Source organism: Alkalihalophilus marmarensis DSM 21297 (genome assembly GCF_000474275.2).
Taxonomy (GTDB): Bacteria; Bacillota; Bacilli; order Bacillales; family Bacillaceae_D; genus Alkalihalophilus; species Alkalihalophilus marmarensis.
Genome location: NZ_ATAE01000008.1, coordinates 1 through 23,871, shown reverse-complemented (window position 1 = coordinate 23,871; position 23,871 = coordinate 1). Strand labels below are relative to the sequence as shown.

25 protein-coding genes, 1 pseudogene, 1 riboswitch and 1 other annotated feature are annotated in these 23,871 nt (G+C 39.9%); of the genes and pseudogenes, 4 read left to right on the top strand and 22 right to left on the bottom strand.

Annotated elements, in window-relative coordinates; genetic code table 11:
- Positions 1-10 precede the first annotated feature (10 nt).
- Positions 11-1,090 (bottom strand): M14 family metallopeptidase, encoded by a 1,080-nt coding sequence (locus tag A33I_RS03720; protein ID WP_022627113.1) that lies wholly within the window; start codon positions 1,088-1,090, stop codon positions 11-13.
- A 218-nt stretch (positions 1,091-1,308) separates the two neighbouring features.
- Positions 1,309-1,541, top strand: a binding site (T-box leader).
- A 112-nt stretch (positions 1,542-1,653) separates the two neighbouring features.
- Between A33I_RS03720 and serA the strand changes: the two genes are divergently transcribed.
- A complete protein-coding gene (gene serA, locus A33I_RS03715) occupies positions 1,654-3,276 on the top strand; it encodes a phosphoglycerate dehydrogenase (protein WP_022627112.1) in 1,623 nt (540 codons plus the stop codon).
- 62 nt (positions 3,277-3,338) lie between these two features.
- Here serA and A33I_RS03710 read toward each other — a convergent pair whose 3' ends face one another.
- From A33I_RS03710 to A33I_RS03620, 19 genes are all read right to left on the bottom strand, one after another.
- Positions 3,339-4,151, bottom strand: coding sequence for a histidinol-phosphatase (locus A33I_RS03710; RefSeq protein WP_022627111.1), 813 nt, complete (start codon positions 4,149-4,151; stop codon positions 3,339-3,341).
- A gap of 97 nt (positions 4,152-4,248) precedes the next feature.
- Positions 4,249-4,635, bottom strand: a complete 387-nt coding sequence (locus A33I_RS03705; protein WP_022627110.1) for a hypothetical protein — start codon at positions 4,633-4,635, stop codon at positions 4,249-4,251.
- Positions 4,632-4,844, bottom strand: coding sequence for a hypothetical protein (locus tag A33I_RS03700; RefSeq protein ID WP_022627109.1), 213 nt, complete (start codon positions 4,842-4,844; stop codon positions 4,632-4,634). The genes A33I_RS03705 and A33I_RS03700 overlap by 4 nt, the downstream gene beginning before the upstream one ends.
- Complete coding sequence (locus A33I_RS03695) at positions 4,831-5,616, bottom strand: peptidoglycan DD-metalloendopeptidase family protein (RefSeq protein WP_022627108.1); 786 nt, start codon at positions 5,614-5,616, stop codon at positions 4,831-4,833. The genes A33I_RS03700 and A33I_RS03695 overlap by 14 nt, the downstream gene beginning before the upstream one ends.
- A 160-nt stretch (positions 5,617-5,776) precedes the next feature.
- A complete protein-coding gene (locus A33I_RS03690; protein WP_022627107.1) occupies positions 5,777-6,877 on the bottom strand; it encodes a Ger(x)C family spore germination protein in 1,101 nt (366 codons plus the stop codon).
- Positions 6,855-7,973: a GerAB/ArcD/ProY family transporter gene (locus A33I_RS03685; protein ID WP_022627106.1), complete on the bottom strand. Its 1,119-nt coding sequence runs from the start codon at positions 7,971-7,973 to the stop codon at positions 6,855-6,857. Before A33I_RS03685 ends, A33I_RS03690 begins: the two co-directional genes overlap by 23 nt.
- Positions 7,974-8,014: 41 nt before the next feature.
- Entirely contained in the window at positions 8,015-9,511 is a 1,497-nt protein-coding gene (locus A33I_RS03680) for a spore germination protein (protein WP_022627105.1), read from the bottom strand.
- Between the two features lie 121 nt (positions 9,512-9,632).
- The gene (locus tag A33I_RS03675) at positions 9,633-10,562 is read right to left on the bottom strand and encodes a VanW family protein (RefSeq protein WP_022627104.1); all 930 of its coding nucleotides are present in this window, start codon (positions 10,560-10,562) and stop codon (positions 9,633-9,635) included.
- 133 nt (positions 10,563-10,695) lie between these two features.
- Positions 10,696-11,295: a cob(I)yrinic acid a,c-diamide adenosyltransferase gene (locus A33I_RS03670; protein ID WP_022627103.1), complete on the bottom strand. Its 600-nt coding sequence runs from the start codon at positions 11,293-11,295 to the stop codon at positions 10,696-10,698.
- 14 nt (positions 11,296-11,309) lie between these two features.
- Positions 11,310-11,708, bottom strand: coding sequence for a bifunctional adenosylcobinamide kinase/adenosylcobinamide-phosphate guanylyltransferase (locus tag A33I_RS03665; RefSeq protein WP_022627102.1), 399 nt, complete (start codon positions 11,706-11,708; stop codon positions 11,310-11,312).
- Positions 11,705-12,337 carry a histidine phosphatase family protein gene (locus A33I_RS03660; protein WP_161808673.1) on the bottom strand — a complete coding sequence of 211 codons (633 nt, stop codon included), beginning with the start codon at positions 12,335-12,337 and terminating at the stop codon, positions 11,705-11,707. Before A33I_RS03660 ends, A33I_RS03665 begins: the two co-directional genes overlap by 4 nt.
- Complete coding sequence (locus A33I_RS03655) at positions 12,295-13,080, bottom strand: adenosylcobinamide-GDP ribazoletransferase (protein WP_022627100.1); 786 nt, start codon at positions 13,078-13,080, stop codon at positions 12,295-12,297. The genes A33I_RS03660 and A33I_RS03655 overlap by 43 nt, the downstream gene beginning before the upstream one ends.
- Positions 13,067-14,590, bottom strand: coding sequence for a cobyric acid synthase (locus A33I_RS03650; protein ID WP_022627099.1), 1,524 nt, complete (start codon positions 14,588-14,590; stop codon positions 13,067-13,069). Before A33I_RS03650 ends, A33I_RS03655 begins: the two co-directional genes overlap by 14 nt.
- A gap of 1 nt (position 14,591) precedes the next feature.
- Positions 14,592-15,161 carry a bifunctional adenosylcobinamide kinase/adenosylcobinamide-phosphate guanylyltransferase gene (locus A33I_RS03645; protein ID WP_022627098.1) on the bottom strand — a complete coding sequence of 190 codons (570 nt, stop codon included), beginning with the start codon at positions 15,159-15,161 and terminating at the stop codon, positions 14,592-14,594.
- A complete protein-coding gene (gene cobD / locus A33I_RS03640; RefSeq protein WP_022627097.1) occupies positions 15,155-16,231 on the bottom strand; it encodes a threonine-phosphate decarboxylase CobD in 1,077 nt (358 codons plus the stop codon). Before cobD ends, A33I_RS03645 begins: the two co-directional genes overlap by 7 nt.
- The gene (gene cbiB / locus A33I_RS03635; protein ID WP_022627096.1) at positions 16,218-17,177 is read right to left on the bottom strand and encodes an adenosylcobinamide-phosphate synthase CbiB; all 960 of its coding nucleotides are present in this window, start codon (positions 17,175-17,177) and stop codon (positions 16,218-16,220) included. Before cbiB ends, cobD begins: the two co-directional genes overlap by 14 nt.
- Positions 17,174-18,643 carry a heme ABC transporter ATP-binding protein gene (locus tag A33I_RS03630; RefSeq protein ID WP_022627095.1) on the bottom strand — a complete coding sequence of 490 codons (1,470 nt, stop codon included), beginning with the start codon at positions 18,641-18,643 and terminating at the stop codon, positions 17,174-17,176. Before A33I_RS03630 ends, cbiB begins: the two co-directional genes overlap by 4 nt.
- Positions 18,644-18,673: 30 nt before the next feature.
- A complete protein-coding gene (locus A33I_RS03625) occupies positions 18,674-19,732 on the bottom strand; it encodes a FecCD family ABC transporter permease (RefSeq protein ID WP_022627094.1) in 1,059 nt (352 codons plus the stop codon).
- Positions 19,695-20,696, bottom strand: a complete 1,002-nt coding sequence (locus A33I_RS03620) for an ABC transporter substrate-binding protein (RefSeq protein WP_022627093.1) — start codon at positions 20,694-20,696, stop codon at positions 19,695-19,697. The genes A33I_RS03625 and A33I_RS03620 overlap by 38 nt, the downstream gene beginning before the upstream one ends.
- A gap of 194 nt (positions 20,697-20,890) precedes the next feature.
- Positions 20,891-21,072: riboswitch (cobalamin riboswitch) on the bottom strand.
- Positions 21,073-21,220: 148 nt separating this feature from the next.
- Here A33I_RS03620 and A33I_RS03615 point away from each other — a divergent pair.
- The 3 genes and pseudogenes from A33I_RS03615 to A33I_RS03605 form a co-directional block, all read left to right on the top strand.
- Positions 21,221-21,433, top strand: coding sequence for a hypothetical protein (locus A33I_RS03615; RefSeq protein ID WP_235806156.1), 213 nt, complete (start codon positions 21,221-21,223; stop codon positions 21,431-21,433).
- Positions 21,434-21,437: 4 nt separating this feature from the next.
- On the top strand, positions 21,438-21,740 hold the full coding sequence (locus A33I_RS03610; protein WP_022627091.1) for a spore coat protein: 303 nt from the start codon (positions 21,438-21,440) through the stop codon (positions 21,738-21,740).
- A 142-nt stretch (positions 21,741-21,882) separates the two neighbouring features.
- Positions 21,883-22,470: pseudogene (locus A33I_RS03605) on the top strand (FAD-linked oxidase C-terminal domain-containing protein); the annotation flags it as partial.
- Positions 22,471-22,514: 44 nt separating this feature from the next.
- Here A33I_RS03605 and A33I_RS03600 read toward each other — a convergent pair.
- Entirely contained in the window at positions 22,515-23,225 is a 711-nt protein-coding gene (locus tag A33I_RS03600; protein WP_022627089.1) for a Dph6-related ATP pyrophosphatase, read from the bottom strand.
- 201 nt (positions 23,226-23,426) lie between these two features.
- Entirely contained in the window at positions 23,427-23,795 is a 369-nt protein-coding gene (locus tag A33I_RS03595) for an ROK family protein (protein WP_022627088.1), read from the bottom strand.
- Positions 23,796-23,871 lie beyond the last annotated feature (76 nt).

The following is a 23,871-nucleotide window of genomic DNA, read 5'->3' as shown; positions in this document are numbered from 1 at the left end:
AGACTGCCTTTTAAGGCAGCCTGCTTTTTTCATTATAAAGAGTATGGAGAGTGAGTCCTTCTAATGCCAGCATAACGGCATTGGACCATATTTCAGCATAGCTGTGATTTGATAGGGGGTTAACTCCAACTCCTACCTCAATCGTGAAGCCAGGCCTACCAGTTTCTTGTATAAACCAGTCTTTATACCCTCCGTCACTGTCAGCCGTATGAACAGGTGTATAGGAGCTTGCCAAAGACAATCTTTTGACCATGTCTTCACTTTCTTTCGGTTCGTATCCTCTGTAACCCCAATAAATCACTTGTCCTTGTGAGTGAAAAGCCAACACATAGCTAAACATATTGCGCAGCGTTAATCTGTATACAGCCTTTGCCTCAGGTTCAGTGAGCGGGGCCGTTCCGCTGTAATGTCTGCTCCACGGCATTTGCGGACTCTCCTCTGCTTCTCGCTCCCACCCCGCAGGCCACTGGTGATTAAGATCCACCCCTCTAATATTACTTGACCAATGCTCAAATCGAGTCATCCCCTTGTTTATTTGCAACACTTTATCATAATGAGGATGCTTATCATAGATCCCTTGCATAACTAGTTCGACCCCGTCAGGATTCACAAGCGGTACGGCGAATAACTTTACCTCTTTTAACCATTTTGCAACATCATACCCATACATCTTTTTGTTCTTATGAACAGCTGCTAAGCATTCCTTTAAAAATTGCACTAAAAATTTCGTCGTATGCCACTCATTTGCATGCCATCCTGCTGAATAAAAAATGGATTTCTTCCCACTGCCAATGACAATCGCATAAATTGGTTTTTTCATTACAGAATAACCAATTACTTCCACACGTGCACCCATCGAACGAAAAAGCGGAATATCTTTTTCAAGATCGCTTGGTCCGTATTCTTCCCAACTACTACCAGCTGCATTTTGGTTGTCAGTCCTGGCTGGAATATGTAATAGTTGGCCTGGATAAATATAGTCGATTTCAGAAGTAAGATGTGAGTTAAATAACAATAAGTCAAATGGTCTAATGCCAAATTGATTGGCTACTTTAGCCAGTGTATCGCCTTGTTTTACGGTGTATTCCATCTGATCACCCCTTGTTATTACCATATGAAATAATTAGATGGATCAGAAGCAGACGAGGAATCTTTTGGGAGAGGAATCTATTGATCGTATTTTGTCCAATAGAGATTGCACTCTCATAAAGTACTCTCGCATTCAAAATAGGTTTGACAGAAAGATGTTAATATGATAAATTATCAAACAATTAGAGTTCTTAGACTTAATAAAAATGAATGATAAATTATAAAACGTTGATGAAGAATGAAGAAATGGAATCCATTTTACAGAGAGTTAGTGGCTGGTGTGAACTAACATGGATCATTTCAGATAGCCCTTCTGAGTTGGCTGATTGAAACATACTGGAGTAGATCAGCTCGGATGATCCGTTATCTTTGGAGATAATTCTCCCCTGAGATGTGTTATATCTAACACATAAATGAGGGTGGCACCGCGGTTAGAACCTTCCGCCCCTCACGATTCGATTCGTGTGGGCAGAAGGTTCTTTTTGTTGTAGCGCTTTCATGGTCTAACCATGTTGCTCAAATAAATCATTTTTAGATAAGGATAATTTAAGGGAGTGGTGGAGAATGAACAAGCAAGCAGTGATTGAAAAAGAAAAAACTACAGAGAGAACAGCTAAGTATCACATTTTAGTATCTGATGCGATGAGTCAAGAAGGGTTGCTTCCTTTGCTCGAAAATGCCAATGTACATTGCGTAGAAGCCTATGTTGATGAGGTAGAAGATCTTACACAATTCGACGCTCTGCTCGTGAGAAGCGCTACGAAAGTGACAGAGGAACTGCTGCAAAAAATGCCTAATCTAAAGATTGTTGCTCGTGCGGGAGTCGGCGTTGATAATATTGATTTAGACGCTGCTACGAAACACGGGGTGGTTGTCGTTAATGCACCAGATGGAAATACGATTTCTACAGCTGAACACACATTTGCCATGATTAGCTCATTATTACGTAAAATTCCTCAAGCTAATGCATCTATTAAAGCGGGTGAATGGAATCGCAAAGCATTCCAAGGCTCTGAGCTTCGCGGAAAAACATTAGGAATCGTTGGTTTTGGCCGTATTGGTACACAAATTGCTAAGAGAGCTCGCGCTTTTGAAATGTCTTTACTTGTTTTTGATCCATTTTTAACGAAGGCTAGAGCTGAAAAAATCGGTGTGACACCTGCTAGCTTAGATGATGTTCTTGCGCAATCAGATATCATCACTGTTCATACACCTCTTACAAAAGAAACAAAGGGTATTCTAGGTATGGAGAATATCGCCAAAACAAAACAAGGTGTCTTCTTAATCAACTGTGCGCGAGGCGGAATTATTGATGAATCAGCCCTCAAACATTATTTAGCCAACGGTCATATTGCTGGTGCCGCTCTGGATGTATTTGAAGAAGAACCTGCACAAGATAAGGAACTGCTTGAGTTTGATAATGTCATTGCAACTCCGCATATTGCAGCTTCTACAAAAGAAGCGCAGTTAAATGTAGCATCACAAGTTTCTGAGGAAGTGATCCGTTTCCTTGAAGGGCAGCCGGCTACAAATTCAATTAACCTGCCTACTTTATCTAAAGAGATTTATGAAAAAATCCAGCCTTATTATGACTTAACGAAGCGCATGGGTAACTTATTATCTCAAGTTATGAAAACCCCGGTACAAGAAATCGAAGTGTATTACGGCGGAAATATTACTGATCTTGAAACATCAATTACGACACGCAGCCTTATCGCAGGCTTCCTTCAGCCTCGCGTAGATGCAGCCGTAAATGATGTCAATGCAGCTCTTATTGCTAAAGAAAGAGGCATTACCTATGGTGAGAAGCATGTTGAAAATACATTCGGTTATTCTAACTTAATTCATGCTGTCGTACACGGTGAAGACCGTCATTTTGACATTAAAGGAACATATATCAAAGAATACGGAGCAAGAATCGTAAGCATTAATGGCTTTAATGTTGATTTTATTCCACAAGGCCACCTTTTATATATCCAGCATAATGATAAACCAGGGGTAATCGGGCGCATTGGCCAATTATTAGCCGAACATGATGTAAATATTGCGACAATGCAAGTAGGTCGTAAGCAAGAAGGCGGCGAAGCCATCATGATGATTACCGTTGATAAAACAGTAGAAGAAGACGTTTTAAAGGCCGTACGCAAAATTGAAGATATTCAGTTTGCTGATAAGATCGAAGGCTAATCTGATTCGAACGAATATAAGTACAAATAAAAACGAGATGGCTTCTTGCCATCTCGTTTTGCTTATCCTAAAGGAACTTCTTTTCGTTTTCCTTTTTCAAATGTCATAAGTGAGGTATAGCCGATTGATTTTGCAAAATCAATGGCTTGGTCAAAGTCAGCCCCGACATGATCAGGTTCATGTGCATCAGAGCTCAGTACAATAGGGATCTTCTTGTCATAGCACATCTTCAATAGACGCGGGTCCGGGTACAGATCTCCTACCGGCTTTCTAAGCCCCGCAGTACTAATTTCCACGCATGTTTTTGAATTAGCTAAAGCTGTCGTTGCCCTGTCATACTGCTCAAGCAGGAACGATTCATCCTCTGGCACATATTTAAATATCTTCACCAAATCAAGATGCCCAACGATATCAAATAAATTTGACTCAGCTAATGTAATAACTTGGTCGTAATACCCTCGATATGTATCATATATATCTCGTTTATCCCACTCGGCTCTAAACTCAGCTAAGTCAATGCCAAAGTCTCCAACCCAGTGAATACTTCCAATCACGTAATCAAAATCATATTGCTCAATAAAATGTTTCATTTCTTGGTGCTTTCCGGGAGTGTAATCCATCTCAATGGACATTTTCACATCAATATTGGCATCCCATGCCTGATGAAAAAGAGAAACATAGTCCTCCATGTCATAGTATCTTCTAGCATCAACCCATGGATTACTTAAAATATCTTTTGTTTGGTAGAAATGATAAGCATGTTCAGAAATACCAAAATGTTCGATGTCCTTTGCTTTCGCTTGATCGGTAAACTGCTTCAAATAGTCAAGTGTAAGTTCACCTTTTTCTAGGTGATTATGGTAATCAGTCTTCATTTTCAGCCTCCAGACAAGTTATGTATAGTCCTTTTTATTGTATCAAACCCCAAAGCATAATGTATCAAATTCTCAAAAATTCTGACACCTTCACACATTACCAAATATGTTGAAATAGAGTTTCTAGCTGGTCTTCCCGGTGCATCCTCAAGTAGATCTTTCCGCGGTCTGTCAGCTGTATCGCTTCATTTTCTGTAAAGACCAGTCCTTCCGCAAAAGCGACATCTACATAAAATTGATATAAAAGAGCAATCTGTGTTTTTTTCTTTTTTCCCATAAGCCTGTATCCAAATGTCTTATCATGAGTCCTCCAAAACCTTGGATGTACCTTACGTTCACCTATTAAGCGAATAGAACCGTGTTTATTCATTTTTTGAAGCATGAATACAAAACCATCTACAAGGTCCACTTGATTGGACGTTAGATCCGTTTGTTGATTTAACCACTGAAAAAGTTCAGTACTAACTATGACTCGTTCCTTCATGTCCACAACCTTCTACCTTTTCCAAGTTTCATAGACATTATTTTACCATATGCTTTTCTCTTTTTACAGAGCTCTTCATAAAGTAAATTATCAAGTAAATCTTCAAGTATATCTTCAATTAAATCGTTAAGTAAATCTTCTCTTCGCATAAAAATAAGCGTGCCTACCGTCAGCACGCTTGCCACTTCAATATATTTATTGATCAACAATCAATAAGTCCCCTACTATAATAGACTCATCAGATAACCCGTTCCACTCCATTAACTCTTCAATAGATGTATCATACAGCTGACTGATCGACCATAATGTGTCCCCGCTCTCAACCATCTTCACTGGTTGTCCTACACCATGTCTTTCTTGATCACCCGCATTTCCCATTCCATGTAGATTGCTCATAACATAAACAGCCTCAGCGTCTTCTGTATCATTTTCATAGGCAGAATCTAATGACAAAGCTACATACCGGTCCGAATCTTTTTCAGATAAGACGAATAAAGGATCTATCGCTTCTGATTTATCAATATTCCAGCTCCCGTCATGCACTTCAAAATGTAAGTGATTTCCTTGAGATCTTCCGGTATTACCTACAGTCCCAAGCTGTGATCCACCCTCTATAGCTTGTCCCTCTGAAACAAACCGGTCATGCAAATGAGCATAGACCGTTTCATATCCATTTTCATGTTCAATAAATACGACTTCTCCGTATGTATCAGAATAATACGATTTACTTACCACACCGTCTGCTGCTGAGACGACCGGCGTCCCTTCTACCGCAGCAATATCAATACCGAAATGTTTTCCCCCTCGTGTTCCAAAAGTATCTGAAACTTCACCTACCGTAGGCCAAATAAGCGATTGTTCATCTACTTGCAATACATTATTTTTTTCTTCTGCCTTAGCCGTCTGTGTTCCTAAAAATAAAATTCCTATACACAACCCTAATGCTACTGCAATACAAAAACGTTTAATAATGTCGACCATTTCTTCCTCCTTACCTCATGAAAAAGGATCATACATGCACTACAACGAATGTATGACACCTTCATTTTGTTCAAACCTTTATTAGTTTATGCTAGCGTCAATTATTTTATGCCTTGTATTTTATCCAACCTTATATATACTACCTTGAATCATTTCTACCTTATTCAATCGCACCAGAACTAAGGATCTCGACATTGGTCTTCACTTCAAATTCCATTGTTTGATAAATTTCGCTTTCCCACTGTTCTGGTTTCCAATCACGTGTTGTACTTCGATATTTCTCACCTACTGCGACAGGGTCCACCCCTTCGTCTCGAAACTGTTCTAGCAATGTTTTTCCTCTTGTAGATATTTTCTCTTCAATTTGCGCTTCAATATCGGCAATTAAATCATCCTCATCCAAATTCTCTTCTCCCGTATAATCAATGATTTCTGCCTGCATGTCAATCTCAATTGTATATCTTGGAAAAGGTCCCGTTTTATCAATTGAGCGTTTTCGGTTGCTGAAAATCTTTTCTAGTACAACAACAGCTTGTTGATCTCCTGTTTGCACGTAAAATTGCCTTGACACCCTTTTCGTGGGTGTCGTCATTAATTTTAAAATGAATGAATCATCTAACGTAAGTGTACGTAAGTATTTTTCATCTTTAAAAAGAGCTGTACCGGTTATTCCAACCCGGTTATCTTCAATGGCTAAAACGGGTAAGAAAGGGTCCCTCGCGTCATTATATAAACTAAACAAAAATTCGTGCATGTTCGTTGCTGGAACTGTGTTAGTCTCCATATTTTGCTGAACTAAGTCAGACAAGTAAACCCCGGTCTGTTCGCCCCCGCCTAAATTTGCTTCTATAACATCTTGTGCCCTGCCCTTTACTAAAGCTAACGTGATCCGATTACCTACTGAAGCATCACGATAAAGAGAATCAATAGCCTCTTCCACTCCTCTTGCTGCAAGGTCTTCACCAATTAACACCACATTCAGCTGACCAAACTCAAGAGGCTTCTGAGATTTTTCAGTTAATAGAATTCTCGCCCCCTTTACCGTTTCAGAGTCAGCTTTAATGATATCTCTTTCCTGAATATTTTCCTGTCCTTGTTCAAGAAATATAGGAAAACTGATTGTCATTGAAAGATTTTGCTCCCCGTCCGTATCAAAAGCAACCGTACGTATAACGGCAATTTCATCAATAATTCTCGTTTCAATACAGCCTGAGAGGATGAAGAGCAGGAGAAACAGGTTACAAAGAAGTCGTTTTCTCATGATCTCCCCTCCCTTTTTTCACTTTCATTACGATCGTTTGAATAATCACTAGTAATGGAATATAAGCAAAGATAAAGTAGAAACCAAACGTACTGACCCAGTCGGCAAAAAGCCCGATTTCTTGACGAGTCGGCAAAGAAATCATAATGACCGTCACAAGAACTAATGAAATAAACAAGGCAATACGTTGATTCATCTGAAAGATTCGTTTCGCTCCCCTGCTAGCTGCCCATAATGCAATGGCAATATTAGGTGCAATAAACAAGACCCAAAGAGCGACCCCAATGTATTCAAACCTTTCAAGAAACGGCAGCTGCACAACTTTAAAGAGACTGAGTGTAGCCCATATCGTTTTATTTAATTGTTCCTCGGAATAAAAAGCCAAACTGATCAGCATGATGATGGTATAGATAAAAGTTGTCGCAAACGCTCCGAGCTGTGCCCACTTTTGTGTGAATTCCCTGTTCTTTAGAAAAGGGTAATATAAAAGCAATATCTCAAAGCCTAAAAAACTTAATGTCGTTTCTTTTGCACCTAAAGCAAGTTCCACTATGGTATGCTTCAATACTGGAACTAAATTAATGAAATGGGCAAACTCAAGCGGCATTAATAAAATTAAAAATAAAGGTATGGGAATAATGACACCTAAGAATGTCAAGCCGACAACAGAACGAAAGCCCCCAGCTACGACATAATAGAATAGGCCAAATCCAATCAAGGCCATCACCCACGTTGGCAGATCAATAAACATCCACACTTGAATAATTTCAATGTAAGCGCGCATAACAACGGAGGCTAAGCAGACAAAATAGACACATACAATGAAACTTAGAGTGTTTCCAATCCATTTGCCAAATAGATGCTGGTGAATCGATATCAGGTCTCCATTTGACCGCTTCGCTAATAAGTAAATACAAAAGATAATCAAGTGTACAAAAATGCCTGCACCTAGTACAGAAATCCACGCATCATACCCTGCCTCTTTGACCACACCGCGCTGAAACCCTAAAATACCGATTCCAATCTGCATTCCGTGAATCAAAAAGAAGACTAAAAAGCCAGAAACAAGATACTGTTCTTTAATCGGTTTGTCCATACTACCACCCCCTTACAACATAACCTTTTATTCATTTTTTGTTATTCATCTATATCGTGCTTTTCCATGGCTCTTTTAAAGTTGAATCTCCCTTTATCTCTCGGCCTTAAGTAAACAGGTCTTTCAGACATATAGTTAAATGGCATTCTGATAAATGCGTCTTTCCAATCTTTTATTCTCGGTGGGAAGAGCGGTGATAAATAAGGTCTTCCTAACGAGGTTAAATGAAGAAGATGAGCTAATGTATATAACCCGCAAAAAGCGACACCCACTCCTCCTAATAAAGCCGCTGAAACAATAAACGGAAAACGAATCAAACGAATCGTATTACCCATTTGATAGACTGGTGTCGTAAATGATGCAAGTGCTGCTAGTGCAACAATGATCAATAAAACATTACTCGTTAAACCAGCTTCAACTGAGGCTTGTCCGATGACAATCCCTCCTACGATACCAATTGTCTGACCGACTTTCGTTGGGAGTCTAGCCCCCGCTTCACGTAATAGCTCGATCGTCAATTCTAAAAAGATGGCCTCTATTAACGGCGGGAAAGGAATATTACTCCTTGATGCCATAATGGTTGCTAAGAGATCTTTAGGAATTAATTCGTAATGGTATGTTAATACCGCTACATAAATAGGTGTGGCTAAAATGGAAAAGGCTACTGAAATAAAACGCAACATACGTAACGAAGATGCAATCTGCCATGGTAGGTAATAATCTTCTAAAGAAGAGAAAAACTCAACTAAGGTTACTGGTCCAAACACACCTTCAGGCGAACCGTCGCACAGAAATGCTACTTTACCCTCAGCAAGCACAGCAGAAACTCGCTCAGGACGTTCAGTATTAATGAGCTGAGGAAATATCGACATTGTTTTATCGGTAATCATTTGAGCAAGACTGCTTGAGTCGAACACTTGATCATATTCGAGATCATTTAATCTCTGGAGCATCGTATTTAAATTTGCTTCATCAACTAGTCCTTCTACGTACATAACCGCTACTCTCGTTTTTGTCAGCTTTCCTAATGTCAGTTCCTTCACTTGCAGCTGAGGAAGCGGTAATCGTTTTCGAATTAAGTTAATATTTGTATCAATTGATTCGATGAATGCTTCTTGGGGTCCTGATACACTGAACTCAACCTCTGGGGTTGTTACTTCCCGATCACTAGCTAGCCCTGCTTCAATGAGAGCTACAGTAAAAGGGTCACTCTTATCACGAATAGCGATAAACCCTTCTATGACTTTATCGCGAACATCTTGCGCTTTTGTTGTAATAAGTTTATTTTGGATAGGCACAGGCTCAATGAGTGCTGCTAAATCTTCTGATCCTGCTTTTTCTAGGTGGAGTAAGATATCGCGATGCAAGCGATCAATATCAATCATCGTCTGAAAATAACTAATTTCATATGTACGTTGATTTTGTTCGCGTTCATACTGAGTAAAGTCACTTGATTTAGTGAGCATCGTATATACGTCTTCAATCGTTTCCTGGTGATGTTGATTTTTCATACGTTGTTTCATCCATCTAACAAGCATCTCTTCTCCACCTCCTCATCTCATTCATGTATTAGTATGAAATGGATGGGAGTGAATTATGCGGAAAATCAAATATGGTCTGCCAGCTGAACCAAAAAAAGCTAAGCATAAGAGCTTAGCTTCAAGGTGTAATATGCTGATTTGAATGAACACTGACCGTGATCTCTCCTCGCTCAAGAGAAACTTCCGTGCGTATGATCACAGGATGAGAGTGCGGGTTTTTAAATTTGAAGTCAGGCCCTCCCCAAGATACTGTCGCATCACGCCCGGCCGGAACGTAGCCTATATCTTTAGAATGCGTAATCCGCTCAACCATTTCTAGACCAGCTTCTTCTACTGCATTATATAAGGTTGAAGATGTCTGACAGATGCCTCCGCCAACTCCCATCACAAATTCCTTATTTACAATTTCTTTCGCTTCCTTATAGCCACGCTCAATTGTTCGCTCTCCAACGACTTGATTAAAAGAAAATTGATCTCCAGGACCAAGGACAAAATCTTGGATTGACCCGGCAGACAATCTAATATTTTCAGAACGGCCTGCTACATTCGGGTTAAAATAAGTAGTAAATGCGCCGATCTCATACAAATCAATTCCCTCAAGTTGCTCTTCTGATACAGTTGGCTCCGTTACATAGATAGGAAGCGGGATCTGACTATCTAAAAATGTGGCATGTAACAAGGTGTCTATTAACTCTTCCTCCGCCAAAATCACCCTCGCTTGCCCCGGTGTAATGACTCCATCTTTATTTATCGTCGGGTTTCGCATCGGAGTGTCAATTGCTTCAGCAAGCTGTTTGGCAAAAACGACCAGCTCATCGCGCTGAACCGTATTTCCAGGTTGATATCCAAACTCATTTAATTCAATCACTTCAGTGGACTGATCCCGCTCATCAATAAGCTCAATCTGCCAAATAAGCGGTGTTTTAACCCTTTCTTTTGCATTCATTGGATAACCAATATGATCCCCAGCAGTCAATGGTGTTTCTGCCACAGCCGGAGATGCCCCTAACAGCAAAAAACATCCTGCAATCAATAACCTTTTGCGCATCTTCTCACACTCCTCTATACATTCCATTGCTACATTATGTAAGAACATGGCACGGTATGATCACCCTTTTCTTTTTTCTGGCTAAATAGAAAAAGACACTAGGAACTCTGCTGAGCCTAGTGTCTTATCCTACTTACTTAGTATCTTTCTTATCTTCTTTTCGTTTTCCGTTGCGAAAAACGAGCGCACTACGTTCGTACTCTACATCACGAACATTAAGACGTGCATTGACCACTCTTGCAACTGCAAAGAAATAATCAGACAAGCGATTTAAATACTTTAAAACGATCGGGTTTGTCTGCGATTCTTGCTGCAGTCTTGTCGTTAATCGTTCGGCTCTTCTTGTGACTGTTCTGCATATATGCAGTGTCGCTGCAACAGGTGAACCTCCTGGTAAAATAAACCTCTCAAGTTCCGGGGCTTCTTTGATGTATTCGTCGATTCTTTCTTCTAAAAAATCAACGATCTCTTGCTTAGCTTTATATGGACGTTCCTCACTCACTTTTACCATCGCAAGATCTCCGCCGCAATCAAATAGCTCATGTTGAATTTTCTCAAGTTCCCCTACAATATCAGCAAATTTCTCTTGATTGAGCTGAGTAACAGCCTGGCCGATAAAACTGTTTAATTCATCCGTTGTACCATATGCCTCAACCCTTATATCATCCTTATATAATCTTCCTCCGATTACACTCGTTTTTCCTTCATCACCAGTTCTCGTATAAAGTTTCATCTGTCTTCCCCCTCTTATTTTATCCGCTGATTGATGCCATACCAAATCAAATCAACACGCTCCGCTTTTTCTACAATATCTTGATAACACCAGCCAACAAGATCTCTCCAGTTTCTATGTTTGACATCGATTGGTACAATTCCTTTCCCAATATCACAGCCAATAATAAAAAGCTTATGTTGAGGTGAACTTTCTTCCCAGTCTGTCAATCTTTGAAGCCATTGCCTGAACAACTCTCTAGCACGATCCAAATCTTGCTCTAAAAATTTATCAATTACCTGTTCAATTCCGAAGATAATCGTTATCCCCTCACTTCGGACTAGATCTTCATCCACTAGATTACTAGTGTACCCATTATACCATGTGATCTCTGAATATTCGTTCTGTTCGATCTGCGAAATCTGTGTGTTCACCCATTTGTTTTTTCCACAGAAGGCACTACCTGTAATAAACTGAATGGCTCTCCCCTCCTCACGTCTTCGATATCACCTGTGAGCTTATAGGCTTTTCCAATATCAGCACTCCACTCATTAAAAGACTTTGTATTAGGTGCATATGTACTCAACAAATACCTGATGACACCTCCATGCGTAACACATACGACAGTGGAATACTCGTTCTTAGACGCTTCGTTAAGCACCTCTTTAAATCCCTGCTCGATTCGGTCCGTAAAATCATGAAAAGCTTCCCCATTAGGAGGGACGACTTCACTTGGATTAGTAATCCAGGCTTGGTAATGAGGTAAAGCTGCTAAATCGTTATACTGTTTTCCTTCCCAATCTCCAAAATCATACTCTCTTAAAGCTGGAAGAGGTTTCGGTTTTTGATCAGGATATAGAATAAGAGACGTTTCAAGACACCTGTTTAAATCACTTGAGTACAGTTGGTCTACTTTCATCTTCGCACACATGACCTTCAGAGGTTCTAGGCTTGATTGTTCTCCAGCAAGAAGAGAGAGATTCTTGTGGCCTAAATACCTTTTTTCCTTGTTGAAACTAGTTAAACCATGCCGAATGAGTACAACACAAATAGAACGGCCCACAAAAATGTCTCACTCCCTTCCGTTCCTGCGCCAATCGTATCACCGGTAATGCCTTTTATTTGTCGGTAACAAAATCGCAGCCATACTACAATAAAAAGGAAAGCAAACAAAAATAACCAAGCCAAGGTGAAGTCAAGAATTAAAAAAACAATCAGTGCAGCTGCAATCCAGCCGATAAATGCGAACTTCACTGCCAGCGTTTGAGCAGGCTTTAAGGCAGCTGCCATTCCATCATTTCTTGCAAATGAACCGATCAATATCTGCCCGCCCATAATGATCCTTGTTAAAAATGGAATAAGTATCAACCAATACACATTTAATGTCGCTTCAAGGATTTCATAAATGAATAAAAATCTCCATCCTAACAAAAGGAGCAAGGAGATGACTCCAAATGCTCCGACTCTTGAATCTTTCATGATTTCAAGCTTACGTTCTATAGACTGCCTAGAAAACACGGCATCACTAAAATCTGCCCAGCCATCAAGGTGCAGGGCACCGGAATAGATACATGTAAACGTCATCAGCCATGCTGTAATGATAAAGGATGAGAGACTTGTGTAATTCAGTAAAAGAAATGCTTGCCCCCCTAGTAAACACCCTAAAAGCAGACCTGTTAAAGGATAAAAACAAACAGATAGTCGTGCCAGCCTCTCATTCCATCCCAGCTGCAGGGAAATGGGGATCGTAGTTAGTAATTGAAAAGCTAAAAGAGCACCTTTACTTAGATTTTTAATCATTTCCATGCTGATTTTTCTCCCACATCTCTATCCGATTAATTAGGTTATTTATATCTAATTCTTTTGAAACAGCCTCAGCTAATTGATCATAAGCCTGCCTCCTAATTGCTTCGTAGGAAACAACCTCTCTTTTATCAAAGCCTTTATTTTCCCTTAACTGATTTAACCATGCATTACGCCACTCATCATGGAAATAGAGATGATGCAGATACGTCCCGATCACGCGGCCATCCTCACCGTATACACCTTCATGTTTCCCGTTTAATTTAAGAAAAGGCACTACATCATCTGTTAAGCAGATGGTATTACCTAAATGAATCTCATATCCACTAATGGTTTGGCTGTTTATCTCTGGATAGTGCAGTAACTCTCCTGTTGATTGAATGGTAGTTTTATCTTTCATAAATTGGGTTTCAAGCGGGCATAAGCCAAGCCCATTGACCATCTTTCCAGCAGCCCCCGTATCCGTACCAGCTGTATCAATGATCGATTGACCTATTAATTGATACCCGCCGCATATACCGACAACATATCCTCCATCTTTTTCGTAAGCTTGAATTGCCTCAAACAACTTGGTGTCAAGAAGCCAGTTAACTGCTGAAATGGTGCTTTTAGTGCCCGGTAAAATCACCGCATCAGGATAACCTAACTCTTCTCCTCTTTGGACAAAACGCAAAGAAACATCTTCTTCAGATAAAAGTGGTTCTAAGTCGGTGTGGTTAGATACATATGGAAGGTTAATCACGGCGATATCTAAACTATCTCTTTTGAGCGATGAATGTTTTTTCAGGTGATCAAGAGCAAGTGAATCCTCAGCTTCGATTCGAAGATCCGGCAAATGTGGAATCACAGCTAATACAGGAATATTCAAATGCTCTTCAATCCATTTTTCCCCGCTCGTAAATAAAGCACGATCTCCTCGGAACTTATTGATGACAACACCTATTACCCGGCTTCTCTCTTCTTTACTTAGTAAAGACAGTGTACCTGCAATAGAGGCAAAGACTCCGCCGCGGTCTATATCCGCAACTAATATAACGGGGACATTGGCTACCTCAGCAACCTTCATATTTACGAGTTCTTTATCATTCAAGTTCATCTCAACTGGACTGCCAGCTCCTTCTATTACGACAAATTCAAACTCTTTTTTAAGCTCAGCAAGAGAATAAGAGATCGCTTCTAACCCTTTTTCATAGAAATCTCGCCGGTAATCAGCCCCAGTTGATGTGTGTTGTCTCCTGCCTAATAGGACAATTTCAGATTCTTGATCGCTAGACGGCTTTAATAAGATTGGATTCATAAAAACGGTTGCTTTAACGTTAGCCGCTTCTGCTTGTATACCCTGTGCTCGTCCGATTTCTTCCTGAGAGGCTGTAACATAGGAGTTATTGGACATATTCTGAGATTTAAAAGGCGCGACTTTTATCCCTTGATTATAAAGGATACGGCATAGAGCGGTGCAAATGATACTTTTTCCTACATCTGAAGACGTACCTTGAATCATAATTCCTCTCATTTCACTGCCTGCCTTTCATTACTATTGGTATTCCTGCTTCAACTTTGATTGCTTCAACAGACTCTTTTACTGCATGCTGATGCAAGGTGCCTAAGAGCTTCGCATACGCAAGCGTCAGCTCATCCGAGATAGGTTCATGACTTACCTCATTTGACACTAAAATAGCGGTGAACTCTCCCCTAGCTAATTCATTTATAAACGAAATAAGCTTTGTTTCTATTTCCATCACGTAAGCAGGATCCTTCCATTTATCTGGTACATCCCGCCAATCTTTGAATAATTCGTTTGTCAATAAAGTGGTCAAACAATCAATTAAGACCACATCTCTTTGGTTAAATGAAGGGAGATGTTCTTCAACATCTATGCTCTGCTCAATGACGTTCCAATGCGAAGAAATCCTACTTCGCTGCCGCTGATGTTTTTTTACTCTTTCTTTCATTTCATTATCATCTGCTAGTCCCGTTGCAAGATAAAATAAGGACCCTTTTTCATTGTGAAACTGTTCCACTGCTCGTTTCTCCGCATAAGAACTTTTTCCACTCCTTACTCCGCCTGTAATAAACATTAACATGGCTGTTCCCGCCATTTTTTTAATACAGATAAAAGAGTGTTGTTTTCATCTTTCGTCTTGACAGCCAGCCTTAAATAACGCCCATTTAAACCATTAAATGAGTAGGTATGTCTAGGGATGATTTTATGTTCAATTAAAAAAATCATAAGCGGTCTTAGATCTCGCTTATCTTTCTCACTTAATAAGTAAAAGTTGACAACCGAATCAGATACGGAAAAATCCATCTTTTCAAGTTCCGTCTTCATCCGAAGCCTTTCTGTTTTTATGTATGAAGCTGTTTCATTTACTAGGGTTGAGTCTTCTAAAAGATTTTGTCCAATCTTCTGAGCAAGACCGTTCACACTCCAAGGCGGTTGAATGTTTTTTACACGTTGAATAAGTGAAGGTGAGGCGATCATATAACCGAGGCGTACACCTGCAATTCCGTACATCTTGGTCATCGAGCGTAAAATAATTAAATGCTGAAATTGATTAATATCCCCTATGAGGGTTTGTCTACTCTCTTGAAAATCATAAAATGCTTCATCAATCACAACGATTGTGTTATGGTTTTTAGCACAGTTTAGGATCTCTGACATTTCTTCCATTGAATACGTTGTTCCTGTTGGATTATTAGGGGCACATAAAAACATCAAGTCTACCCCGGCAAGACGACCTTCTAATTGTTTAATATTGATCTTCCAAGGATCTTCTAGAACCAGTGATTCGACTTCGCACCCGTTCGCCTCACAAGCATCTCTATATTCACTGAAGGCAGGTTCTATCAACAGCACCTTTTTCCCTTGATATATATGGGCTAAATGAAAGATTAATTCCGCCGCTCCGTTTCCTGCTAACAGCCTGCTCTTATCAACCTTTAGATACCTCGCTAGAGCTGCTGTTAATTGTTCAGCATGCGGTTCTGGATAGGCACTTATTGCCTCTTTAAGATCACTTTGAGTAAAGTTCGCATAATTACTCATACCTAAAGGGTTCGTGTTTACACTAAAATCGATTGAGCCTTCTTCATAAGCCACTCCTAATGCTTTCGTAAAGATCTTAGGGTTGGCGCCATGGTCAGGTAAGGACATACCACATACCCCCAATCATCCATAATAAAATTGTGAATCCGAAAACTGTGCGTATCATCAAGCGATTAGCAGCAAGTATATGTTCTGGAAGAAGTTTAATTAATGAGTCTCCCATTCTAGCTCGCTCTGACACTTGTCCGCCATATACATTTCTCCCGCCGAGCTGGATTCCCATTAGTGTTGCAGCTGCTGCTTCTCCCCAGCCGCTATTTGGGCTCGGGTGCTTCTTCGCATCTCTTAAGAGCACGTTAAAACACTCTGTTCGGCTGCGTTTTAGCGCAGGACGATTAAACATAATCATAATCAATCCAGTCATTCTGCTTGGTATCAAATTAAAAAGATCATCCAATTTCGCCGCTGCATACCCAAACTCAGAATATCTCTCATTTTTATACCCTACCATTGAATCGCCTGTATTAACGGCTCTGTAAATCATAGCAAGGGGCGCGCCTCCAAGCAGGGCATAAAATAATGGAGCTGTGATCCCATCACTCGTATTTTCTGATACCGTTTCAATGGTTGCTCTTGTAATCTCTTCTTCCTTCAAATTCGTAGTATCACGGCCTACGATATATGATAGATACTTCCTTGCTTCGTTTAAATCCTTATTTACGAGTGGCTGCCACACATCAAGCGCAGCTTGCTTTAACCCTTTTGCAGCGATCGTCGTTGAAATAAACCATGCCTCTACCATTATTCCTAACATGATATGAATGGAATAGGCAGTATAAACGATGATAAAGAGGACACCGCCACTGATAGTGAGTAAAAAAAGCATCATCATAAACCCTTTAATACGACAATGGCTTCCTTTATTCAACCTTTTTTCAAAGAAGGAGATGATTTTCCCCATCCCAACGACAGGGTGCGGCAGCCATTTGGGGTCGCCGATCAGACGATCAATGATCACAGCAAGAGTTAGAGCCATCAAATGATATAAAATCATATTCCCCGCCTCTTTTTGTTCTTCACTATTGCTTCTCTTGTCGCTTCATATACTAATTTAGCCATTAACTTCCCAATCGATGTAATGGTTCCGGCATAAGGAAACTCTTCACCTTCCTGACTAGCTGCGATCATTACACTGTCAGTAGACGTTCCGGTCGCAATCGTTTGAGTGACTTCATCTTTAATCCCTTCATCAAACATTGCTTTACTTTTGGCTTCCGTTACTGTCATTAATGCTTGAACATAGGCAGACTCCGGCAGCTTCCCTTCCATAAACACCCATGTGTTAATCGTCCCTATCTTGCTTGTCATTTGAGGGTGCGAGAAAGCTTTTGAGGCGTCAACCGCATTTGAGGTGCCTGCTGTCACCATGACTAACATATTTAATCCATTTTCATTCACACGTAATATAACTGCATCTTCTAACATTGCCGCGGTCATCATGCCCATCACATCTTCACCGCTCACTTCACGTTCAGTAAGGTAGTGGCTAAACTCAGAAATGACATCATCACACTGATAATCTTTATGCACATGACGATTAACAAACGTATTATGCCAGCTGAACCCTGCACCTAATACAGCAGATGATAAAGCTTTCCACCTATTAGGACTCGTTATTTTAATCCACTGCGGATCCTGCTCTATCTCTAATAAGTCAATGGGTGAGAGCGTTTCTTCATTTGCAGCCTCAGGAACAAATGTAATGAGTGGTGAAGGATGAGCGGGATGTTCTCCGCACTCAAGCGCTGTTTTATACACATCAGTCAGAGACTCTTTTTTCATCACATTTCTCGGTTCATTTAATGCGATTGTCTGACCTTCATCTAACAACAAGACTCGATCACAGTATAAGCTTGCCATATTTAAGTCATGCAAAACGGCAATTACGGTTAAGTCACGATCTCTAGACCATTGCTTCAGCGAGTTCAGCAAGCTCATTTGATAGGATATATCAAGATGATTCGTTGGTTCATCGAGTAATAAAACATCTGGTTCCTGAGCTAAGGCTCTTGCTAGCAGCACACGCTGGCGCTCTCCTCCGCTTAATGATTGAAGCGGTGTATCTCTAAATTGCTCTGTCCCAGTTTGTTTGAGCGCTTGTTCAATCACTTGATGATCATCTTTAGTAAGCCCTTGAAGCCACCCTTTTTGATAGGGATACCTTCCAAGAGCTACCACATCCCATACAGAATATGTAAAGGCAGTCTCTGATTGCTGAGGCAGTACAGCCATTAATTTTGCTAATTCTTTTGAATGATAGGTTAAGAGAGATCTCTCATTTAACATAATATGTCCCTGCTTAGGTTCTTGACTGCCGCTGATTGCCTTTAAAAGGGTCGTTTTTCCACTCCCATTAGGACCGACTATCCCAAAAATCTCTCCCTTATTCACTTTAAAAGTGACATCTTTAATGACAGTCTTCTCTCCATAGCTTAGTGTTAGATTAGTTACCTTTAACAATTTTGTTCCTCCTTTCTATCACGATGCATCTCACCTTCCTATTTTCCGTTGTTTTAATAAAATAAGAGCAAACACAGGTCCGCCTATAATGGCCGTTATAACCCCAATCGGCAGCTCTGTTGGCGCTAAAATCGTTCTGGCCGTTAAATCGGTTAATGCTAAGAACCCGGCACCGACGAACATCGAAAGCGGAATCAAGTGCTTATGGTCACTTCCCCAGAGTAGTCTTGTCAAGTGCGGAATAACTAATCCTACAAATCCAATCGTTCCTGAAACGGCAACCGCACCACCCGTTACGACCGTGGCACCAAGTAATATGGTCAGTTTACGCGCTTTTAAATTAACTCCTAATTGACGTGCGGTTTCTTCTCCAAATGCTAGTGCATTTAGTTCATGGCGATTAAAAAACAACATAGTAAATCCAATGAGAAAACATGGAACAATCATGTAGACATATGGCCATCCCCGCATAGCGACACTACCCATGAGCCAATTAATAATCTGCCGCAGTTCATCACCAGTAAGGGAAATCATTAAAGAGATAAAGGCACCTAAAAATGAGCTAAAAATAATTCCTGCTAAAATAATCGTCTCAGCCGACATCGAACGCTGAACGACTCTCGCAAATCCAATGACTAAAAACAGGGTTAAAAAACCAGAGATGATGCTGACAAATGGTAGAGTAAATTGACCAATGATCGGCAAGCTGATGCCAAAGAATAACACAACAACCGCGCCAACTGCAGCACCCGATGAAACTCCTAATGTATAAGGATCGGCCAGTGGATTTTTCAGAAAACCTTGAAAGGCAGCTCCAGCAACAGCTAAACAAGCGCCGACCATCATAGCAAGCAGCGTCCTCGGAAGCCTGATTTCCATCACAATATTTACATGCATGGGATCTAGGGCAGCATTAAGCGGTATATGTAACCCTTCTTGCAAAACAATAAGAATAACGATAGAAAAGGGAAGCTCAACACTTCCCTTTCCGATGCTTATGATAAATGCTAAAAAACAAAATATGAGTACGGCTGTATAGGCAATAAAGTGATTATTCGCCAAATACCTCTGGATAAATAACTGACGCAAGTTCCTCTACTCCTTTAACAAGACGCGGACCTGATCGTGTAACTTCATCAGATTGTACATCGTAAATACGCTCATTCTTAACCGCATCTACATCTTGCCAAGCGGCACGTTCTTTAATTTTCTCATCAGCGTCCTCAACATAGTATCCATAAGTCGTAATAATAACTTCTGGATTTAACGTGACTACTTCCTCTTCTGTAAACTGCGGCCAACCTTGTTCTGTATCAGCAATATTATTGGCACGAATCATCGTCAGCATTTCATTAATAAAGGTTTCGCTGCCAGCTGTATATAAATCGTCCGACACTTCAATCCATACATTTACTTGATCTTCTTCACTAATTTCAGATGCTTTTTCTTCAACAGCTGCAAAACGCTCTTTCATCTCTTCTACGGTAGAAGCAGCTTGTTCATCAGCACCAGATGCTTCCCCAATCATAGTAATAGCCTCATACACAGCATCGATTGAATTTGCATCGTTAATGACAACAACCGGAATACCAGCAGAGCGGATTTGATCCAATCCTTCAGTTGAACTATGTGCGCTTGATTCATGGGATAATACAAGATCTGGACTAAGCGCAAGGACACGTTCGACATCGAAGTTCATATCTCCTACACTTTCAATATCCAACACTTCTTCAGGATAATTATCCCAATCTGTACGTCCTACTACATATTCTCCTTGCTCGATTTCGAATAATGTTTCTGTAATACTCGGAATAAGTGAAACGATTTTCTCAGGCTTTTCTTCAATAACAACTTCTTCTCCAATAGCATCCGTTACGGTTCTAGGAAAATCTCCAGATTCCTCGTTCTCATCTTCCGCATTTTCTACATTCCCTGACTCTTCTGTCTCCTCGACAGGTTCACTGCTGTCACCTGTATCTGTGGTCTCTCCACAAGCAGTCAAAACAAAAGCAAGCATAAGTGCAGCAAGAAGTGCATACCACTTTTTCAACATAAAATCCTCTCCCAAATATGTAATGTACTTATTTCTCTCTCTAGCTCTTGCGTGGAACGAATGGTTGAATTAGAAGGTACACATAAAAAAGCACTCCATCATACCGAGGAGTGCTTACTTTATAAAGTAGTACTAACCTTACTCTATGTGATTAATTAGAGTAGATTAGACCGCTTCCCCTTTTCCTCGAAGGTTTCACACGAAACACCTAGGCAGGTCTCCTGACTCATGCTTACCGATTACTTACCCTTCCCATCAAATTGACAGTGGATGTGCAGGCAATCAAGCATTTACAGTGGCGGGACCGCGTTGGATTTACACCAACTTCCCTATTATCACTTCTATAACGAAAGTGACCTAGATGTGCTATATGAGATTGTTAATAAGTACCTTTATTATACATGAATACGGTGGATTCGACACTATCTTTTAAACATTTTGTCTATCAATAAAAAATTAATAGGTTTTATTTTATAAAACAGTGGAATTCATACATTACATTCCAAAACAACAAGGAGGCAGCAATGATGGCAAAAACAAACTACGCAGCTCATGAAGTGTTAGAAGTTCATGAAATACTGACGATTAAATCAGCTAGTGCTGCAAAATCATCAATGATGCAAGGTCTAGCTTCTGACAAGAAACTAAAACAATTGCTTCAAAAAGATGCCGCAGCATCTCAAGAAGCTGTTAAAGAATTACGTACTATTTTAGAAAAAGTAGAGAAAGGAGAATAAGCATATGTCTAGTATTCTTGATAAAATCAATAATAAAGATTTAATTAATGATGAGGTCATTGCAACAGATCTTCTAGTAACTGCAAAAGCAGCTGTAAGGAGCTATGCAGTAGCTATTACGGAAACAGCAAGCCCTGAGATCCATAATATTTTAAAGAAACAACTAGATGAAACGATACAATTACATCATGAAGTGGCAACCTATATGATCGAGCAGGAAATGTATCATGCCTATGATATCGACGAGCAAGTAAGTCATGACTTAGAAAAAGCAAAGATTGCTCTTGAAATGCCAACTTCAAAATAACAAAAAAACGTCATTCATAATGAGCTATTTGAACATAAGAACTCATGTTTATATTGAATCTGACATACACTTTTGTTAAGCCTGGTGAGACTCCGCATTACTATAGTTTGCGGAGTCTCACCTTTCTTTTTTGTTTAGGTTTATCATAATTGAATTAGATGGACATGAAGCATCAGTCAATGAAGAAATTGATAAATGCTCAGAAATACGTAAATCATTTTCTAATGTACAGATAAAAGTAGCTAAAACAGAAGAAGAGCGAATTAATATCTGGAAAGCTAGAAAAATAGTTTCCCCAGCAATCACTCAGTTAGGCCCGACGAAAATCTCTGAAGATGCCACTGTTCCGAGGAGTAAGATCCCAGAAATGATTAAAAAACTCCACATGATACGTGAAAAATATAATCTGAATTTAGTAGTTTTTGGACATGCTGGTGATGGAAATTTGCATCCGAAAATCATAACGGATAAAAGGAATATTGAGGAAATGAAGAAAGTAGAACAGGCTGTCGGCGAAATATTTCAAGTTGCCATTGCCCTAGGCGGAACTTTATCAGGTGAACATGAGATTGGTATCCTTAAAGCACCATACATGAGAAATGAACTAGGTTTGACACTGGATTTGATGAAAAAAATAAAAGAAGCCTGGGATCCAAACAATATCCTCAATTCAGGGAAAATGTTCCCGCAGAAAGGTCAAACTAGGGTGGTGCTCACACAGAATGGATAATAAAAAAATACAAGAAGAAGCGGTTTTTAGTAGTTGCTACCTCTTTATAAAGTATCTATATCCCCCATCTGATCTAGCTCCAAAGGTAAAAAAGCATATTCTCCGTTCTTAATAATCTCACATTTACGCACTGGAATAGTATTTTTAAAAATAGGCCCATCTATTACTGTGGTATGGAACTCTCCACCTTCACCGCATGGGTCAATGCCACGAGCTTCAAGCTCCTTCACGTAATCATGGGTTAACGTGCGCCCTAAATCGTCTTCTCGCATTCCATTTGATAAATTAACAGTTACAATAATCGTTACAAATCCCAGATCTATGAACTCTTCGACAGCTTCACGATGATTCATTTCCCATAAAGGCATCCCAAGCTTTAGTCCAGCATTCTTTGTAACCTTTTCATGCCAACAGCCATGAGCAGGCATATCTAAGTCGCCAGTTACTAACACTTCTGCTCCTTGATTTTTAGCTTTTTCTAAAAGGTGCATAAATACTTTTTCATAATTTGTCCAACTTGCAGCGGCAGTATATACGGGCAAACCTATAGATTTAGCTTGGGCACGTATGAGCTCTGGTGGCATGCCGTGGGATCTCGAATGTTTTCCTTTTTCCTCCAGCATGACGATCAACCCCACAGCTTCTCCAACCTTCAATGCTTTATATAGAGCTAGGACACTATCCTTTCCTCCGCTAAAAGAAGTAATAAATTTTTGCCCTCGGGCACCATTTTTCCAATTCAATAATTCTGCCATTCATATCTCTCCCCTTTATTCTCATCAATTTTTTCACGATACCTGTTAGCCAATTTCATAGTATTTATATAAAATTTCATTGCGTAATTTGTTTAATTCTATCACGAGTTCACTGTGAAAAGTTTATATAAAAATAGTTTAACATTTATTAATAAAAGGCCTGACATCATTATCAGACCTTTCAACATAACTTTTATACACCTAGCCCTTTTCGTTGATCTCACGCATCGAGATTCGGTTAGCCTCACTTAGATTAAGTTTTACTCCGACAGCACGTTCTATTGCCGGACCAGAAGTATACAATACTAGACACCCCCGGTTGCCACAACCGCAAGGTTCTCCGTACATATTTACAGAAGTATGTCCAAACTCACCTGCATTATCACTAAAACCCCTGATCAACTTACCATGAGAGATAATTCCAGCCCCTACACCTGTACCGACCGTCACATAAGCTAGATGTTCAGTTCTCTTATAGCCCCATTTATATTCTGCAATAGCCGCAGCATTAGCATCGTTATAAAGTTTAACAGGAATGTTGAAGTGACTTTCAACGGCTTCACCAATCAATCACTTTAAATTAGCAATAAAGAACTTGCACATTAGAACATAAGCTAATATTAATTTGTTATTCCAATAACATTTT

Excerpts from the sequence above, each read along its gene's own strand:
- A33I_RS03720 (WP_022627113.1), bottom strand. The coding sequence starts at position 1,090 with ATGGAATACACCGTAAAACAAGGCGATACACTGGCTAAAGTAGCCAAT.
- serA (WP_022627112.1), top strand. The coding sequence starts at position 1,654 with ATGAACAAGCAAGCAGTGATTGAAAAAGAAAAAACTACAGAGAGAACA.
- A33I_RS03710 (WP_022627111.1), bottom strand. The coding sequence starts at position 4,151 with ATGAAGACTGATTACCATAATCACCTAGAAAAAGGTGAACTTACACTT.
- A33I_RS03705 (WP_022627110.1), bottom strand. The coding sequence starts at position 4,635 with ATGAAGGAACGAGTCATAGTTAGTACTGAACTTTTTCAGTGGTTAAAT.
- A33I_RS03695 (WP_022627108.1), bottom strand. The coding sequence starts at position 5,616 with ATGGTCGACATTATTAAACGTTTTTGTATTGCAGTAGCATTAGGGTTG.
- A33I_RS03690 (WP_022627107.1), bottom strand. The coding sequence starts at position 6,877 with ATGAGAAAACGACTTCTTTGTAACCTGTTTCTCCTGCTCTTCATCCTC.
- A33I_RS03685 (WP_022627106.1), bottom strand. The coding sequence starts at position 7,973 with ATGGACAAACCGATTAAAGAACAGTATCTTGTTTCTGGCTTTTTAGTC.
- A33I_RS03680 (WP_022627105.1), bottom strand. The coding sequence starts at position 9,511 with ATGCTTGTTAGATGGATGAAACAACGTATGAAAAATCAACATCACCAG.
- A33I_RS03675 (WP_022627104.1), bottom strand. The coding sequence starts at position 10,562 with ATGCGCAAAAGGTTATTGATTGCAGGATGTTTTTTGCTGTTAGGGGCA.
- A33I_RS03670 (WP_022627103.1), bottom strand. The coding sequence starts at position 11,295 with ATGAAACTTTATACGAGAACTGGTGATGAAGGAAAAACGAGTGTAATC.
- A33I_RS03655 (WP_022627100.1), bottom strand. The coding sequence starts at position 13,080 with ATGGAAATGATTAAAAATCTAAGTAAAGGTGCTCTTTTAGCTTTTCAA.
- A33I_RS03650 (WP_022627099.1), bottom strand. The coding sequence starts at position 14,590 with ATGAGAGGAATTATGATTCAAGGTACGTCTTCAGATGTAGGAAAAAGT.
- A33I_RS03645 (WP_022627098.1), bottom strand. The coding sequence starts at position 15,161 with ATGTTAATGTTTATTACAGGCGGAGTAAGGAGTGGAAAAAGTTCTTAT.
- cobD (WP_022627097.1), bottom strand. The coding sequence starts at position 16,231 with ATGTCCTTACCTGACCATGGCGCCAACCCTAAGATCTTTACGAAAGCA.
- cbiB (WP_022627096.1), bottom strand. The coding sequence starts at position 17,177 with ATGATTTTATATCATTTGATGGCTCTAACTCTTGCTGTGATCATTGAT.
- A33I_RS03620 (WP_022627093.1), bottom strand. The coding sequence starts at position 20,696 with ATGTTGAAAAAGTGGTATGCACTTCTTGCTGCACTTATGCTTGCTTTT.
- A33I_RS03615 (WP_235806156.1), top strand. The coding sequence starts at position 21,221 with ATGATGGCAAAAACAAACTACGCAGCTCATGAAGTGTTAGAAGTTCAT.
- A33I_RS03610 (WP_022627091.1), top strand. The coding sequence starts at position 21,438 with ATGTCTAGTATTCTTGATAAAATCAATAATAAAGATTTAATTAATGAT.
- A33I_RS03600 (WP_022627089.1), bottom strand. The coding sequence starts at position 23,225 with ATGGCAGAATTATTGAATTGGAAAAATGGTGCCCGAGGGCAAAAATTT.